Source organism: Pseudoalteromonas sp. CO325X, from assembly GCF_004208955.1.
GTDB lineage: Bacteria > Pseudomonadota > Gammaproteobacteria > Enterobacterales > Alteromonadaceae > Pseudoalteromonas > Pseudoalteromonas ruthenica.
This window is the reverse complement of sequence record NZ_SGPG01000004.1, coordinates 76,440-93,987: the sequence shown is the minus strand read 5'-3', so window position 1 is coordinate 93,987 and position 17,548 is coordinate 76,440. Positions and strand designations below refer to the sequence as shown.

Here is a 17,548-nt window from a genome sequence, read left to right as displayed (position 1 = left end):
GCGGGATATAATCTAGGAGGCTAAGCCTCCTAGATAGGCAGTAACGCTAAGGTTGAGCGAGTTGACGTTTTACCTCATCACTGTCTTGATTGGTGTAGTTTTCGGCGCTAAGCCCTAACCAATGCGGCACGGTGGCACTAATGAACACCGATGACCAAGTGCCCACCAGCACACCCACAAACAAGGTGATGGCAAACCCTTGCAGAGGCGGCCCTGCCAAAGTCCAGATACTGACAATCGTCGCCAGTGTGGTCATTGAGGTAATAAGTGTACGACTCATGGATGCGGCAATGGCGGTATTGATACTCAGCGCCACTGATTGTGCAGGCTTCGCGCGGACAATCTCACGCACCTTATCACCGATGACAATGGAGTCATTGAGCGAATAGCCAATGATGGCAAGGATGGCAGCTAACACGGTTAAGGTGAAAGGAATGTCAAAAAGCACCAGCACCGCCAGTGTCAGTGCAACGTCATGCACCAACGCCAAGGTGGCCGCCAGCGCTAAACGCCATTCAAAGCGACAGACTAAATACAGCATCACCGCTAGGGTTGCGAATAACAACGCCATCAGCCCCTGGTCGATGAGCTCGTCACCGGCCTGTGCACCTAAAAAGCTGCTATCCAGTAGCACCAATGCGTTGTCACTGACCCAGGTATCGAGCCACTTGGGGTTGCTCTGCCCTTCGCTCGGTGGTTGAAACAATTGGTATTGATTATCACTGTGTGCACTTAATTGAAAATCGCCACTCAGTAAGCCCTCTAATTGGTGTTGTAGTTGCTGTTGAGTGAGCGCCTCAGGCGCCTGAAATTGATGCACATAACCGCCGGTAAAATCCTGGCCAAGCGGTACTCCTTTGATGGCAATCACAGTGCCGGCGAGTACCAGCATAAGCATACTGATCGCCATTCCCAGATGGCGTAATCGTGTTAAATAATTAGCCATGACGCACCTCCTTCGCCGCTGCGAACAACCAGTGTGACAAGTAAGAAGACACCAATACACCGCTAAATACACTGGTGAGAATGCCCAGCGCTAACGTAATGGCAAAGCCTTTAACTGGGCCATAGCCCACACCGATAAGCACTAAGGCACTGATAAATGTCGTTAAGTTGGCATCAATAATACTGCTCATCGCGCCTTGATAGCCACGTTTAAGAGCTTGTAAGCGGGTTCTGCCTAAGCGCAGTTCCTCCTTGATACGCTCAAATATAATGACGTTGGTATCCACCGCCATACCAATAGTCAGCACTAACCCGGCAATCCCAGGTAGCGTTAATACCACGCCGGGTAGCAATGACATTAGCCCCACCAAAGCAATTAGGTTAATTGCTAATGCAAGGTTGGCGACAACCCCTAAACGCCGGTACCACAGCAGCATAAACGACAATGTTAGCGCTAAGCCCAATAACAAAGCGTTAAAACCGTTCTCTATGTTTTGCTTACCGAGGCTGGGGGTCATGGTTTGCTCTTTGACTATGGTAATGGGTGCTTCTAATGAGCCTGCGCGCAATACTAAGGCTAAGTCTTGAGCCCGTTGCCAGGTACCCAGCCCGGTAATACTAAAACGCGTTCCCAAGGCTTCGTTAATGGTCGCCACAGATATCACCTGCTCGCGCATTCGCACCTCACCTTGGGCATCCGCTACATATTCACTGTACAAGGTAGCCATGGGTTGACCTATGTGCGCACGCGAGAACCGATTAATTTTATCTCCCCCCGCTGAGGATAGTTGCAACTGCACCATCGGCTGCCCCATTTCATCTCGGCCGGCTTGAGCACCGGTGATATCTGCACCCGTGAATATTGCTTTACTCTCTATGGCAATACTGTGCCCTTGCTCAGTGCGCACCCGCTTACCGCCAATTTCTTGCAGGCCGTGAAAAGAAAGCTGTGCAGTGGCACCAATAATACGTTTTGCTTCACTGGGGTCTTGCACGCCGGGTAACTCAATACGAATAGCCCGCTCGCCTTGGCGTTGCACCACGGCTTCGGTTATGCCTAGCTCCTCGATGCGCGAGCGCAAAGTAGCCAACGCTTGAGTCATGTTTGCCTGAGCGAGTTGCTGTTGCTGCGCATCCAGGTAGCGTAAGGATACTATTTCTAAGCTACCTTGGCGCGCTCTACTGATATCCAGTTTCGGATAACCCCCTTGCAGCTTGTCAACCAATTGCTGTAAGTGCGCTTGGTTGGTCGGCGCTGCCACTAAGCGTACTTCGTTATTTTGCGGTGCGTGTATTTTTATGCCCCGTAAACGCGCTTTAACTCTCAGCGTATTGGCCTCTTCGGCAATGCTCTTTAACCGTGTGGCGAGTGCTTGGTCAGTATCCACTTGCAATACGAATAGCACCCCTCCCCCTAAGTCCAGACCGAGCTTCATCGGCGCTAACCCCAAACTTTGCAGCCACTGTGGTGTGCTGCTTTGGCTGACAACTTTGACCTGCTCATGCCCATGCCCACGCAATATACGTGCGGCTTCGGCACTGCGTGCGGGATCAGTTAAACGGATATCAAAGCGTTGCTCGCCGGCATCATAGTGCGCCTTTGCGAGAGTAAAACCAGCCTCTGTCAACTCTGTTTTAATATTAACGGTGTCGCTGTGGGTGTGCACAGACGCCACATGCACTACAGCATGATCAGGGTAGATATTGGGAAGCGCACTAAGAAAAAGTACTAAAATAACACTAATAACAGTAAATAAGCGCAGCTGTCTGCTCAGCGCCGACGCGCCTTTGGCTCGCTCTTGCGAGTGAGGTTGTTGTCTCATTGTGAGTCCTTTTCGCTTGCTCAGCAAGCGTGTTAAATCTTGATTTCGGTATTAATAGAACGAAGGTCGATTTAACTTAAGACTCGTAGTGAAGCCGGCTACGATAGGTTAAGTTCGCGGCCTGACAGTGATTGATAAGGCCACATTTTTTCTGCTCCCTGGCGATATACCAAGGTTCAAAATGGCTGGCGGGTGGCGCCTTAAAGCGCTGTTTAAACGGCGCAGTGTGCTGCGCCAATGTGTACGCCAGCAAGTAAAGTGGTTGTTGCTCCGGGTGTAAAAAATAGCTGGGGTGAGTACGCATAGCGCGCTCTGGCAATTGCGCGGGATGCGGTGCTGGGCGCTGGTGCTCTGAGGCGCCATCGGCGCTGATATCATCAAAGCTGCACTGCATGGGTTCTTGCACCATCAGCGAGCAGAGCGATGATTCGGCTGTCGTGGTATGGGTATGGGTATGGGCGAGCGCGGACGCACTGCTCAAAAGCAGCGTCATTAACACGATGACCATAATTATACCGTTGCGCATGGGTGCCTTGTACTTATATTTATGCTCGGCCAGTTGCCGATATTGAATGCCTCTTAGAGATAGGGTTGATTTTATCTATTTCAATCCCAGAGATTAAATAACCTTAAAAAGTGAACCACAAACGCTATATAGACGTTTGATTTAGGTACTAAAAATAATTGCTCTAAATAGTTCGACCTTGCTCTTAAGCAAAATCGAATGATGCCAATGGAGGCCCAATGAGTAGCACAACTTTTGACGACGCAGTGACACGATTAAAACGCATCGGGGATGCCATCCAGTGCTCACAACAAGTTCTCAACACGCTCAGTCACGCGCAGGCAATGATGCACGTGAACGTTGAAGTGCGTATGGATGATGGCCATGTTCAGTATTTCCCTGGCTACCGTTGCCAGCACAACAATGTGCTCGGCCCGACCAAAGGCGGTATTCGCTTCCACCCCGAAGTTGACAGCGAAGAAGTACAAGCCTTAGCGCTGTGGATGACGCTCAAATGCGCTGTCGTCGATATTCCATTTGGAGGCGCTAAAGGCGGTGTGAGTGTCGACCCGAAAACCTTATCTCCTTTTGAACTTGAACGCTTATCACGCGCCTATGTGCGCTCTATGGCCGATTTTATTGGCCCTGAGCGTGATATTCCAGCACCGGATGTGTATACCAATGCCCTTATTATGGGCTGGATGATGGATGAGTATGAAAAAATTACCCGGGTTAAGAATCCCGGCGTGATCACTGGTAAACCATTGGCTCTCGGCGGCAGTATTGGCCGCGACGATGCCACTGGGCGCGGCGCTTACCTATGTATTAAAGAATTAGAAAAGCGTGACAATCTCGACCCTCAGCAAACCACAGTGGCAGTACAAGGCTTTGGTAACGGCGGTTATCATGTTGCCCGTTTACTCGCCAACGATGGCTATAAAGTAGTGGCCGTTAGTGATTCTAAAGGAGCTATTTATCGCCAAGAAGGTCTCAACGTTGATAGCGTCTATCAGCAAAAGCAAGAACATAAAGAGCTTAAAGCGGTCTATTGTGAAGGCTCAGTGTGTGAAAGTCAGGACTACGACACCCTCTCTAATGAGGAGCTGCTTCACTGCCATGTCGATATTTTAATTCCCGCTGCATTAGGCGGCGTGATCACCGCTGATAATGCTGAGCAAGTTAAAGCACGGTATATCGTTGAGATAGCCAATGGCCCAGTGACCAGTGATGCCGACAGTATACTAAAACAACAGGGTGTCATTGTGATCCCTGATATTTTGGCCAACGCCGGTGGTGTGACTGTCAGCTACTTCGAGTGGGTACAAAACCGCTGCGGTTACCAATGGTCGCGAGAGCGTGTTGAGCAAGAGCTAGAGCAAGTGATGCGCCGTGCATTTGCGCGCGCTAACGAGCAAGTACAGCGCCAAGAACTCGATTTTCGCGATGCGGTCTATGCCGTCGCACTCAAGCGCCTCAGTGACGGTATTGAAGCACATGGCACACCCGATTATTTTAATGGCGAGTGAACATCCGACAGGTAAGCTCGACTAACTGGTCGAGCTTTTCTTTTTCCACCGGCGGTTTCCACTTGATGAGCTGCTCCCAATATGCCAACTTTTTCATGCCCCCGTAGAACACGGCAGCAGCAATTTCGGCGGGCGTTTCACCCAAAGCACCTTGCTGCTGCGCCTCATAAAACCATGAGTGCAAACCTTGCTCAAAACTTTGAAACCGCTCTTGCAGCTTGGCTGCGCGCTTTTTCGAACGCAACGATTCAATCATAACAATGCGCGACAGGGTCAGGTAGTCTTTGTCTTGGGTCAATCGTAAGCCGACATGGGCCTGTGCTTGCAATTGCTCTTTTATCGGGGTTTGCGCGCAAAAATGGTTTTCTTGCAGTGGACGAATACGCTCTATGAGTAGGTCCACCACACCATCAAATAAATGCTCTTTACTGGAGTAATATTTATACAACGTGCGCTTTGATACCTTTGCCTTGCCCGCCACCGCTTCCATAGTGGTACCTGCAAGGCCGTGTTGTGCAAATAATGCGATAGCAGCGGTGATCACCGCCTGCTGCTTATTACTACTCATATTCCGCCCCTCAACGATTTGCTGCGCAGTATAACGGAACCAATGATTATTCGCAGCAATAGTAAACGAAGATGTATACCTGAGATGAAAATAAGTATACACTTTCGTTTACTCAGTGCTAACACCCGTAATTAAATATGTAAAAATTTTCGGCTGTCATCTACACTGAGCGTTGGCGGTCGTGCCACGATTTGTGTCTTCAATGTTGTGCTCATGCACAGTAATGCCGATACACTTGAGCGCATGACATGCACCAAAAAAAGCCTGCGCCCGCATAGAATAACCGCGAATTGTCACCTCGGTGTGGCTTGGCAACTCGCCTGCGAGAGCACGCTATAACAACGTCTGACCCATATCATTCAATTTGCAAAGGGAAACGCTTCACTCATGCGTCGTTATTCTATTACTACTGTATTACGTCCAGTTACACTGGTGTTCAGCTCTTTATTATTGTTAAGTGCCTGTGAGCAGCCAGCACAACAATCACAAGGGGGCATGCCTAATGCCCAAGTCGAAACCATCACCGCCAAAGCGGTGGATGCGCCTTTTATTATCTCTGTACCAGCCACGGTATCAGGCTCGAAAGAGGTGGAGATACGTGCTCGGGTCAGTGGCGTGCTGGAGTCTCGAAACTTCTCTGAAGGTCAAACGGTCGATGCCGGCCAATCCCTGTTCACTATTGACCTTGCCCCCTACCAGCTCGCTTATGAGCAAGCCCAAGCGGCTGTCAATGCCGCACAAGCGCGGTTAGAGCAAGCGCAGCGAGAAACCAAGCGGCTGAAAAAATTACGCGAAGACAAATCAGTATCACAGCGCGATTATGATAACGCCATTTCCAGTGTTCAAATCGCCACCGCTGATTTACAGGCCAGCAAAGTGCAGCTGCGTGAGGCAAAATTAAACTTGGACTATGCCCAAGTGAAAGCGCCCGTTGCCGGGGTAATGGGCCGAGAGTTAGTCTCTGAGGGTACCTTCGTGCCAGGGCCCGAGTTACTGCTGACCTATATTACCGAATTAGACCCTGTCAGAGTGCGTTTTGGCCTCTCAGAACGTGAGCAACTTATGATGCGCCAGGCGCAGAAAAAGGGCGAATTGAGTTTACCTGAAGACGGCCAATGGCAAACACGTCTGCGTTTGCAAGATGGCAGTGAGTACCATCACGGTGGCGAGGTTAACTTTACTGATGTGCGCATTAACCCTAATACCGGCACCTCAGAGTTTCAGGCTATTGTGCCCAATCCTGAATTTAGTTTGCGTCCTGGTCAGTTCGTGCAAGTAGAGCTTATCGGCGCGGTGCGTAACAACACCTTCGTGGTGCCCCAACGTGCGGTGTTGGATAATGGCACCGGCAAGTTTGTGTACGTTGTCGGCAAAAATGAACAAGGTGCAACCATCGCTCGTCCCGCTCCAGTGCAAGTGGGCGAATGGTATCGTAAACAAAACGGTGACAAGACTGAGAACTTATGGATTATTCGCAGCGGCATTAATGCCGGAGATGAAATTGTTGTCGAAGGCATGGCGCGCATTTTCTTCCCAGGTATGCCCATTACCGTGTCTAATCAGCAACAGCAGGGATAAGCAGCATTATGTTCTCTCGTTATTTTATTGATAGGCCGATTTTTGCTTTTGTGATCAGCATTGTCATTGTCCTTGCTGGTTTAGCTGCCATGCGTGCCCTACCCATAGCTCAGTATCCGGAAATTGCCCCTCCTGTAGTGCAAGTCACAGCCAGTTACCCTGGCGCTTCCGCCGAAGTTTTGGAGCAAACCGTGGCGGCGCCAATCGAAAATGCCATTACCGGTGTTGAGGGCATGATGTATATGTCTTCAACCTCCAGCAGCGCCGGCGCAACCACCATCGAGGTGACCTTTGAAATCGGCACTGATGTCGACCAAGCCGCTGTGGATGTGAACAACCGCGTGAAACAGGTTGAGGCTCGCTTACCAGAGGAGACTCGACGGCAAGGCGTGGTGGTGCAAAAGGGCTCGTCGAGCTTTTTGCAAGTGCACGCGTTTTACTCCCCTGATGGGTCTCGCTCATCATTGTGGACGTCGAACTATGTCACCCTTAACATTCTCGATCGTATTAAACGCATCCCTGGCACTACCAATGTACAAATATTTGGCGCTAAAGATTACGCCATGCGTATCTGGTTACGTCCTGACTTAATGAGCCAATTGGGCGTCACCGTGGATGAAGTGGCCAATGCGATTCGGGTGCAAAACTCGCAATATGCGGCGGGTAAAATTGGTGCGACCCCGACTTCCAAATCACCGCAATCTTTGGTTTATAGTGTCACCGCACGCGGGCGCATGTCTGAGCCACAAGAATTCGAGAATATTATTGTCCGCTCGAATCCCGATGGCAGCAGCCTGCGCCTTAAAGACGTTGCGCGAGTTGAGCTCGGCTCCAAGGATTACAACTTTAACGGCACCGTCAATGGCAAAGAAGCGGTGCTGTTGGGGATATTTCTGCAGCCCGGCGCAAACGCGCTGGACGTAGCGAAAGAAGTCAATGGCGTGATGGCTGAGTTCAAACCGCAGTTCCCTATGGGTCTTGAGCATGTGGTCTCCTACGACACCACCCGCTTTGTCGAGGTGTCCATTCGTGAGGTGGTAAAAACCCTGGCCGAGGCCATGCTATTGGTATTTCTGGTGGTGTTCTTATTTTTACAGAACTGGCGTGCCACACTGATCCCTACGTTAGCGGTCCCGGTCTCGTTATTAGGCACCTTTGCTGGCATGTATATGTTGGGTTATTCCATCAATACGCTGACGCTATTTGGCATGGTGTTATCTATAGGTATTGTGGTTGATGACGCCATCGTGGTGCTTGAAAATGTTGAGCGCATTATGCACGAAGAGCATGTCAGTGCTCACGAAGCAGCTATCAAGGCGATGCGAGAGGTTTCTGGGCCAGTGGTAGCCATTGTTTTGGTGCTGTGTTCAGTGTTCGTGCCGATTGCTTTTCTGGGCGGACTAACCGGTGAACTTTTCCGCCAATTTGCGATTACCATCTCTATCTCTGTGAGTCTCTCTGGTGTGGTGGCGTTAACCATGACTCCGGCGCTGTGTGTGATGATTTTAAAGCATGAGCATAAACAAACAGCCGGTTTCTTCATTTGGTTTAATAAGTTCTTCAGCGCTGTGACCCATAAGTATGTGGGCGCGGTCGGGTTTATGGTGCGTCGTGGCGTGCTTGGGCTGGTGTTAATGATAGCCATGGTCAGCGCAACCGTTGGCATTTGGCAAAAAACGCCGAGCTCCTTGGTGCCCGATGAAGATCAAGGCTTCTACATTGCCGCTGTTTTTCTACCGGATGGTTCATCACTAGAGCGCACCGCAGCGGTGGTTGACGAAGTGGTCGCGGCGGTTAAATCCAACCCAGCCAACGAAAATGTCGCCGCTTTTACTGGCTTTGACTTTATCGGGGGCGGCTATAAAAACTCCGCCGCAACCTTATTTGTTACGCAAACCCATTGGGATGACCGCGAGGTCGATACCAAGGCCTTAGTGGCAGAGTTGTTTGGCAAAACCGCACACATCAATGAAGCCTTGGTGCTGGCTTTTAACCCCCCCGCTATCTTCGGTTTAGGCACCACCGGTGGTTTTGAGTTTTACATTCAAAATAAAGGCGCTGGTGGCCCAGAAAAGCTTCAACAAGCCATGCAGCTGGTTATGAATGAAGCGCAAAAAAGCCCGATTGTCGGCAGCGTGCAAACCTTGTGGCGCCCCGACGCTCCACAGCTTAAAGTGGATATAGACCGGGAGCAAGCGCGAGCTATGGGAGTCAATATTAATGATGCTTTCAATACGCTGGCCGGTACGCTGGGCACTTACTATGTTAATGATTTCAATAAGTTTGGACGTGCATGGCAAGTATTGATGTCTGCTGATGCCGAATATCGTATGCAGCCGCAAGACATAGGCCGAATCTACGTCAAGAGTCACTCTGGTGACATGGTGCCGATGTCGGCTTTCACCACGGTGGAATTTACCCGGGGGCCGGATAGCTTGAGTCGGTATAATAATTTACCCGCCGTTAAGTTACTCGGTGAAGCTGCGCCAGGTTACAGCTCCGGACAAGCGATTGCCGAAATCGAACGTATCGCCGAGCAAGTGCTGCCAGCGGGTATGACCTATGACTGGACTGGCACCGCGTTTCAAGAAAAACGCAGTTCTGGCACCACCGGATTAGCATTAGGATTAGCGGTGATCATGGTGTTTTTGATTCTTGCAGCCTTATACGAGCGTTGGTCACTGCCCTTATCGGTGATGCTGGCTTTGCCTTTTGGTACCTTTGGCGCACTGATTTCAATTTGGGTGGCAGGGCTCACAAATGATGTCTACTTCCAAATTGGTCTGGTCACCCTACTGGGCTTAGCAGGCAAAAACGCTATTTTGATTGTTGAGTATGCCTTACTCAAATATCAGCAAGGTTGGAGCGCTGCCGCCGCCGCATTAGAAGCAGCCCGGCTGCGTTTTCGCCCCATAATTATGACCTCATTGGCCTTCATTCTTGGCGTTGTGCCCTTAGTGTTGAGCTCTGGTGCTGGCGCCGGAGCCCGTCATAGTGTGGGAACCGGGGTGATGGGCGGGATGATGGCCGCGACCTTCCTAGCCGTGTTCTTTGTCCCACTGTTCTTCTATTGGCTCACTGAGCGCCGTATTGGTGAAAAGCGCTCACGCCAAGCACTGAGCGAGGAAATCGCAGCTCAACATAAAAAGGAGCAGGTAGAAACTGACGAGGGCCTACTTTAGCCCCTGCCAAAAAGTCTCTCAAAGGCGCTGTTATAGCGCCTTTTCTTTTAAATCTTGTCAATGACAGCTACTATAGAAAAATCAGCAAGTTAAAACTTACTTTCGGCAGTAGGGTAAGGCTTAATAGCAGCGCTGCTCATAGTGCTGTGCAATAATGACGGTGCCGATAAGGTCTTTTAAGTAATGTGGTTGAGATAAGTGAGCAACATGAGCAATGAAAAAAGCGAGTTATTCGCCGAGTTTTTTCAAATTCAAGAAAGCGTGAATGTCGTCGTAGAGAGCATAGAATCCGCCCTCGTTCCCACCGATGCCGACGCTTTAGAGCGCGATATCCCGCCACTTTTTCGGCTCGCCAATGAAGTCAATACGCTCGAACAATCAGCGCTTCGACCGCTGCGACTGCTCGGTGAAACCGCCAATGAACTCGCCCACTACTTATCACTGCAGTCCCGTAAAATCGATCTCATTCTTAGCCATATTTTAATGCAGGAAAGTACCGACCAACCCAATGAACGCTGCCAAAGCTATGGTGGCTCAGGGTTTACCTTACGACGTGAACAGCCAATGGAGGTTGGCCAGTATGTGCGGTGTAAGTTGTTTTTAGAGCAAGAGGCCGCCGCCATCTATTGCTATGGCGAAGTCATTGAGATTGATACCCAGAGTGATGGCTGCTTGCACAAGATTCTTTTTGCTACCATTCGCGAGCAAGACCAAGAGCTTCTCGTACGTGCCAGTTTACACGCTCAGACTCGACAACTGAAAAAGCGCCATGAACAGCAACGCGAAAATTAACGCTTAGATACCTACCCGTTTCTGGCGGTGCTCTATGATAATAATTCCGCGTCTTATTTAGCTGACATTCAAGCTGTAAGTGCTAAACTAGCGGCTTGTTTTTCTGTGATTCATTGAAATGACGTTTAGACTCCTCCCTGAGTGGCATCAGCAGGATGCCGTGATGTTAACCTGGCCGCATTCGAATACTGATTGGGCGGCGAATTTGGCGGCTGTTGAGAGCGTGTATTTAGCGCTGTGCGATCATATTAGCCAACGTCAAGAGCTGCTTATCGTTGTCGACAATGAAGCCCTTGAAGCCCATATTCGCTCTCGATTGACAGCACAACACACCGATTTGAATCAGGTGCGTTTTGTCCGCGCTCAGTGCAACGATACGTGGGCGCGTGACCATGGCCCACTGACCCTAAGTAATGGCACTGGGCTAAAAGCCCTCGACTGTCAGTTTACCGCTTGGGGCGGTAAATATGCAGCCGAGAAAGACAACGCCATTAACCAGCAAGTATTCGCTCAGGCCCTTAGCGCTCAAGTAAACGTAGAGCGCAGCGAATTTATCCTTGAAGGCGGCGCCGTTGAAATCAACGAGCATGGGGTGCTGTTGAGTACCCGTCAATGTGTTCACAATGAGAATCGCAACCAACAGTTATCGGCCGCACAAATCGACAGCACCTTAGCGCAACTACTAGGAGCACAAAAAATCCTGTGGTTAGAGCACGGCTACTTAGCTGGCGATGATACCGACTCCCACATTGATACTTTAGTGCGTTTTGCTCCAAATAATGTGCTGGTTTACGTGCATTGCGACGACCCTAACGATGAGCACTATCAGGCTTTGGGCGCGATGCGTGAGGAGCTCGTGGCACTAAGAGGGCTCGATAATGAGCCTTATCACCTTATTGCCCTCCCCTGGCCCAGGCCCATCACCAACGCCGAGGGTCAGCGCTTACCGGCCACCTATGCGAATTATTTAATTATCAATGGCGCGGTGTTGGTGCCAACCTATAACGACCCACATGATGCCGTGGCGCTTAAGCAAATCGCCAAGGCGTATCCTGAGCGTGAGGTGATGGGTATCGATTGTCGCGCGCTGATTGAACAATTTGGCAGCTTACACTGTATAACCATGCAACTACCGCATGGCTTTTTGGAGGAACAATGAGCGCCCCAACCCAACAATCATTGCGCGTTGCCTTGGTGCAACAGCAAAATACCGCCGAGCGTGATTACAACCTAACACAGTCTATTAACGGCATTCGTGAAGCAGCCGCGCAAGGCGCCCAACTGGTGGTCCTGCAGGAGCTTCATACTGGCTTATATTTTTGTCAAAGCGAAGATGTCGAGCAATTTGATTTGGCTGAGACCATACCTGGTCAGAGCACGCAAGTCTTTGGCGAGCTTGCAAAAGAGCTTGGGGTGGTGATCGTTGCCTCACTATTCGAGCGTCGCGCTGCCGGCTTGTACCACAACACCGCCGTGGTGCTGGAAACGGATGGCAGTATTGCTGGTAAGTATCGCAAAATGCATATTCCTGATGACCCCGGGTTTTATGAGAAGTTTTACTTCACGCCCGGTGATTTAGGGTTTGAGCCAATAAAAACCTCGCTTGGCACCTTAGGGGTGTTGGTGTGTTGGGATCAATGGTTTCCAGAGGCAGCGCGATTAATGGCCACTAAAGGCGCTGAAATCTTGATTTACCCGACCGCCATTGGCTGGGATAAAAATGATGACGCTGCTGAGCAACAACGCCAGCAAGATGCCTGGGTTATTTCTCAGCGCGCCCACGCAGTGGCCAATGGTGTCTATGTTATCAGTGCCAACCGCACCGGCTTTGAGGCCGACCCAAGCGGGCACAGCGCCGGGATCGATTTCTGGGGTCACTCATTTATCGCCGGGCCGCAGGGCGAGTTACTGGCTAAAGCCTGTGATGATAAACCCGAAGTATTAGTGGCAGAGCTTGATTTACAGCGCGGTGAAAAAGTCCGTCGCATTTGGCCCTACCTACGCGATCGCCGCATCGATCATTATGGTGATTTAACCAAACTTTATCGCGATTAAAACGGAGTATTCCATGCAGTTAGCGCAGTTCATTGAATTGCCTTGGGTAAAGACACAACAAGACAAAATAAAGTGGGGCCAGCTACATGGCAGTGCCCTCGCTTTAAGCATTGGCGAAGCGGTTAAGCAACATCAGCAGTTAGTGGTGTTAGTGACACCGGACACCCCCAGTGCGTTGAAGCTAGAGCATGAATTACATGCTACCTTGAGCCGTGATGAAGTGATGGTGTTTCCTGATTGGGAAACATTGCCTTATGATCATTTCTCACCTCATCAAGACATTGTCTCTACCCGGCTGCATACCCTCAGTCGTTTGAACAATATCAGCCACGGCGTGCTGATTGTGCCCGTTGCCACACTCATGCTGCGTGCTGCGCCGAAAGAATTTATTTACGGCAATGCCATTGTTTATCAGGTTGGTGACACGCTTAACATCGACAAGCTGCGCAAACAGCTTGATGATGCCGGTTACATCCATACTCAGCAGGTGATGGCCCATGGTGAGTATGCGGTGCGCGGCTCGGTGGTCGACTTATTCGCAATGGGTCAAAACGCGCCTGTGCGTTTTGATTTGTTCGACGATGAAATAGACAGCATGAGTTACTTTGATGTCGACAGCCAGCGCTCTAGCGATAATATAAGCCACATCAATTTATTACCGGCGCATGAATTTGGCACCACGGATAGCGACATTGAACGTTTTCGTATCCAATACCGCGAAGCCTTCGGTGCCAGTGCCGAGCAAGACTCGGTTTATATGCAAGTCAGCAAAGGCGCCCTGCCCGCGGGTATTGAGTACTACCTGCCGCTATTTTTTGAGCACTTGGGCACCTTATTTGATTATCTACCCGAGCAAGCGGTATTTATGCATATGGGCGATACCCAACATGGTGCCCAGCAGTTTTTAGATGATGTGCACAGCCGCTATGAAAGCCGCAAGGTGGACCCTCTGCGACCGCTGTTACCACCTAACCAGCTCTACTTGCCCATTGAAGAGTTGAATCAGCAGTGCAAAGCCTACCCGCGCATCGATTTATCGCAAGCGAAGCTGCCAACCAAAGCCGGCTACTTTAATCTTCCCTGCGAGCCATTGCCCGAGGTACGCATAGATCATAGTAAGCAGCCTCCCTATGGCGCCTTTTTAGATTACGCCGTAGAGCAAAAACGCCAAGGCGCACGTATCGTGCTGTGCGTAGAATCCGATGGCCGTCGTGAAGCGCTACTAACGTTGCTCAAACCCAGCGGCTTGAAAATCCGCGCCTTTGATACCTTGGCACAATGTCTAGACAGCGACGCGGATATTTCTTTACTGGTGGCACCTTTTGAGCAAAGCGTGGTGCTAACTCACAATGCCCGTGTCAGTTTAATCACCGAACAAGAACTGCTCGGGATCCGCGTGTCACAACGCCGCCGCCGTAAACATAAACACCAGGCCAGCAGTGATGCGCTGATCCGCAACTTAGCGGAACTCAAAGAAGGTCAGCCAATCGTCCATTTAGACCACGGTGTGGGCCGCTATGTGGGCCTAGAAACGTTGGACGCAGCAGGTGTTGCCACGGAATTCGTCACCATCATGTATGCCAATGACGCCAAGCTCTATGTACCGGTATCGGCATTGCATATGCTCAGTCGTTATTCCGGGGGAGAAGAAGCCAGCGCGCCATTACATAAACTTGGCTCTGATGCTTGGGAGAAAGCCAAACGCCGCGCTGCCGAGAAAGTCCGTGATGTGGCCGCTGAGCTGCTCGATATTTATGCCAAACGCCAAGCTAAGCCAGGCTATAAGTTTGCTCTCGATGATGCCGGTTATCGACAATTCAGCGATAATTTTGTGTTTGAGGCCACCGACGATCAGCAAAATGCTATTGATGCCGTGCTCAGCGATATGCAAAGCAAAAATGCCATGGATCGCTTGGTCTGTGGTGATGTCGGTTTTGGTAAAACCGAAGTGGCGATGCGCGCAGCCTATACTGCCGTTGCCGACTCTAAGCAAGTGGCCGTATTGGTGCCCACCACACTGTTGGCGCAGCAGCACTTTGAGAACTTCCGTGACCGCTTTGCCGACTTCCCTGTGGAAGTCGATATTTTGTCACGGTTCAAATCCACGAAAGAGCAAAATGCCACCTTAGCCAAAATAAAAGATGGCCAAGTCGATATTGTTATCGGCACCCATAAGTTGTTGCAAGAAAACATTAAGTTCGCCGACCTTGGTTTACTTATTGTCGATGAAGAGCACCGTTTTGGGGTGCGTCAAAAAGAGAAAATTAAGGCCCTGCGTGCAGATGTCGATATTCTCACCCTAACGGCCACGCCAATTCCGCGAACCCTAAACATGGCCATGAGTGGCATGCGTGACTTATCCATTATTGCCACGCCGCCAGCCAAACGTTTAGCGGTGAAGACCTTTGTGCGCCAACGAGACGATGACATGATCCGTGAAGCTATTTTGCGGGAAATTAAACGCGGTGGTCAGGTGTATTTCCTCCATAATAACGTTGAAACCATCGAGCGCACTGCCGATGATATTCGCAAAGTCGTGCCTGAGGCCAGTGTCGCGGTCGCCCACGGTCAAATGCGCGAGCGTGAACTAGAAAGCCTTATGAGTGAGTTTTACCATCAACGCTTTAATGTGTTGGTGTGTACCACCATCATAGAGACCGGCATTGATATCCCCAGTGCCAATACTATTATTATGGACCGCGCGGATCGTCTCGGCTTAGCGCAATTGCACCAGTTGCGTGGGCGCGTCGGCCGCAGCCACCATCAGGCCTATGCCTATTTGCTCACCCCGGGCCCTAAAGCGATGTCGAAAGACGCGCAAAAACGCTTAGAGGCCATCGAGTCCCTTGAAGACCTCGGTGCGGGCTTCACCTTGGCCACCCATGACTTAGAGATTCGCGGCGCCGGTGAACTACTTGGCGATGAGCAAAGCGGGCAAATCCAGACCATCGGGTTTAGCATGTACATGGAGATGTTAGAGCAAGCGGTGGAAGCGCTAAAAAATGGCCAAGAACCCACCCTAGATAAGCTGATTAAATCACACACCGAAGTCGATATTAAACTCGCCGCGCTATTGCCCAATGATTATATCAGTGATGTTAATCTACGCTTGGGGCTTTATAAGCGTATCGCCAGTGCCAGTGATTTTGATGCCCTTGATGAGCTGAAGGTCGAACTTATTGACCGTTTCGGCCTACTCCCTGATGCCACCAAGAATTTATTTGCCGTGCAGCAACTGAAAATCCGCGCTGGGGCCTTGGGTATCACTAAGGTTGAGGCCAATCCTAAAGGCGGGTACTTTGAATTTAGTGAACAGACCAAGGTTAGCCCCGAGTTTATTATTGGTTTAATTCAAGCTGATCCACAGCACTATAGAATGGAAGGCGCCAATCGGTTACGCTTTATGATTGATGAAGCCAATGCTCAAGAGCGCTTAAAACTGATCACCGCGATGATTGCGGATTTCGAAGCCAAGGTAGGAAGTAAATGATAAGAATAATGGCCACGCTGATGGCAGCCTGTTTTAGTAGCCTGAGTTACGCCGCCGATGGGCGCTGGTTCGAAATTGAGGTGTTGGTGTTTAGCCAACCTGATGCGTTAATCAGTGAGACCTTAGCGAATGACAATGCCAAGCTCGATGATTATCACAGTAATGACGATATTATCACTGAGGGCTATATCACGACCCTCACCAAGCAGTGCTTAGCAGGGCAGATTGACCCACCCACTACGCCTGCCAAACCTCTGCTTGCAAGTGACAACCAAGTATCCGCAGCGTGTGAATACAGCAAAGAGGATTTTAGCGCACTGACCCGTTTACCTCAGGTCGTCGATGGTGAGGTGTATGAACATACCGACACGCCTTATGTGCTAGCCCAATCGCAATTGCAATTTAGCGATAAGCGTGATCAACTGGCGCGCATTGGTAGGCAAGTGCTTTTGCACACAGGTTGGCGCTTTCCTGGGCAATCGAAACGAACGGCCCCTAAATTCCGTTTGTACGGGGGTGAGCTAATTGCTCGAGTGCCAAAAAATGTGCCTAATAGCGCAGATTTTTTGAGCCCAATACGTCCAGAATATAACTTAATTTGGCAGTTAGATGGCTTTTTAAAGGTGCATCTAAACCATTACCTCTATATTACCTCGGCGTTAACATTGCGTCAGACAGGGGATACAGAAACACACTTAAGTGGCGAGTTCTCGCAATTTCGTCGTGTTATTTCCGGCGAAATCCATTATTTTGACCACCCACAACTAGGCATGCTGGTGCAAATAAGGCGCTTTAACCATTAATTCAATGTGAGGAAAAACAATGAAAAAATCTCTCTTTCTCTCTTTAGCCACCGTGCTCACCTTGAGTGCCTGCTCGAAAGTAACGCTGGAGAATTACGAGCAACTGTCTGTCGGCATGGATAAAACCGAAGTCGAAGCCCTGCTTGGAGAAGCTGATGCGTGTGAAAAGAAAGCGCTTCACACTAACTGTATTTGGGGCTCTGAAAGCAAGAATATCCAAATAACCTTAGTTTCCGACAAAGTAACACTCTATTCAGAAAAAGGGCTGTAACGAGGCCACG

Annotated in this window: 13 protein-coding genes; 9 read left to right on the top strand and 4 right to left on the bottom strand. The window is 50.2% G+C overall.

The annotated features are described in order from the left end of the window. Positions 1 to 46: 46 nt before the first annotated feature. From secF to EXT46_RS02090, 3 genes are all read right to left on the bottom strand, one after another. The gene (gene secF, locus EXT46_RS02100; protein WP_130144931.1) at positions 47 to 946 is read right to left on the bottom strand and encodes a protein translocase subunit SecF; all 900 of its coding nucleotides are present in this window, start codon (positions 944 to 946) and stop codon (positions 47 to 49) included. Further along, positions 939 to 2,768, bottom strand: a complete 1,830-nt coding sequence (gene secD, locus EXT46_RS02095; RefSeq protein ID WP_130144929.1) for a protein translocase subunit SecD — start codon at positions 2,766 to 2,768, stop codon at positions 939 to 941. The genes secF and secD overlap by 8 nt, the downstream gene beginning before the upstream one ends. Positions 2,769 to 2,844: 76 nt before the next feature. After that, positions 2,845 to 3,276, bottom strand: coding sequence for a hypothetical protein (locus tag EXT46_RS02090; protein WP_130144927.1), 432 nt, complete (start codon positions 3,274 to 3,276; stop codon positions 2,845 to 2,847). Between the two features lie 236 nt (positions 3,277 to 3,512). Between EXT46_RS02090 and EXT46_RS02085 the strand changes: the two genes are divergently transcribed. Then, entirely contained in the window at positions 3,513 to 4,799 is a 1,287-nt protein-coding gene (locus EXT46_RS02085) for a Glu/Leu/Phe/Val dehydrogenase (RefSeq protein ID WP_130144924.1), read from the top strand. On the opposite strand, the gene EXT46_RS02080 is transcribed toward EXT46_RS02085, so the two are convergent. After that, positions 4,786 to 5,367 carry a TetR/AcrR family transcriptional regulator gene (locus tag EXT46_RS02080; protein WP_022943758.1) on the bottom strand — a complete coding sequence of 194 codons (582 nt, stop codon included), beginning with the start codon at positions 5,365 to 5,367 and terminating at the stop codon, positions 4,786 to 4,788. The two genes, EXT46_RS02085 and EXT46_RS02080, sit on opposite strands and share 14 nt — an antisense overlap. Positions 5,368 to 5,754: 387 nt before the next feature. Here EXT46_RS02080 and EXT46_RS02075 point away from each other — a divergent pair, with 387 nt between their 5' ends. From EXT46_RS02075 to EXT46_RS02040, 8 genes are all read left to right on the top strand, one after another. After that, positions 5,755 to 6,945 carry an efflux RND transporter periplasmic adaptor subunit gene (locus tag EXT46_RS02075; protein ID WP_045978677.1) on the top strand — a complete coding sequence of 397 codons (1,191 nt, stop codon included), beginning with the start codon at positions 5,755 to 5,757 and terminating at the stop codon, positions 6,943 to 6,945. Between the two features lie 8 nt (positions 6,946 to 6,953). Beyond that, on the top strand, positions 6,954 to 10,127 hold the full coding sequence (locus EXT46_RS02070) for a multidrug efflux RND transporter permease subunit (RefSeq protein WP_130144922.1): 3,174 nt from the start codon (positions 6,954 to 6,956) through the stop codon (positions 10,125 to 10,127). Between the two features lie 207 nt (positions 10,128 to 10,334). Next, complete coding sequence (locus EXT46_RS02065; protein WP_130144920.1) at positions 10,335 to 10,919, top strand: PilZ domain-containing protein; 585 nt, start codon at positions 10,335 to 10,337, stop codon at positions 10,917 to 10,919. A gap of 118 nt (positions 10,920 to 11,037) precedes the next feature. After that, positions 11,038 to 12,078: an agmatine deiminase family protein gene (locus tag EXT46_RS02060; protein ID WP_130144918.1), complete on the top strand. Its 1,041-nt coding sequence runs from the start codon at positions 11,038 to 11,040 to the stop codon at positions 12,076 to 12,078. Further along, on the top strand, positions 12,075 to 12,974 hold the full coding sequence (locus tag EXT46_RS02055) for a carbon-nitrogen hydrolase (RefSeq protein WP_053911239.1): 900 nt from the start codon (positions 12,075 to 12,077) through the stop codon (positions 12,972 to 12,974). Before EXT46_RS02060 ends, EXT46_RS02055 begins: the two co-directional genes overlap by 4 nt. Before the next feature lie 13 nt (positions 12,975 to 12,987). Continuing rightward, on the top strand, positions 12,988 to 16,464 hold the full coding sequence (mfd, locus tag EXT46_RS02050; RefSeq protein ID WP_130144916.1) for a transcription-repair coupling factor: 3,477 nt from the start codon (positions 12,988 to 12,990) through the stop codon (positions 16,462 to 16,464). Beyond that, positions 16,461 to 17,267 carry a CsiV family protein gene (locus tag EXT46_RS02045; RefSeq protein ID WP_082079271.1) on the top strand — a complete coding sequence of 269 codons (807 nt, stop codon included), beginning with the start codon at positions 16,461 to 16,463 and terminating at the stop codon, positions 17,265 to 17,267. The genes mfd and EXT46_RS02045 overlap by 4 nt, the downstream gene beginning before the upstream one ends. Before the next feature lie 19 nt (positions 17,268 to 17,286). Beyond that, positions 17,287 to 17,538: a hypothetical protein gene (locus EXT46_RS02040; protein WP_022943670.1), complete on the top strand. Its 252-nt coding sequence runs from the start codon at positions 17,287 to 17,289 to the stop codon at positions 17,536 to 17,538. The last annotated feature ends 10 nt before the right edge of the window (positions 17,539 to 17,548 follow it).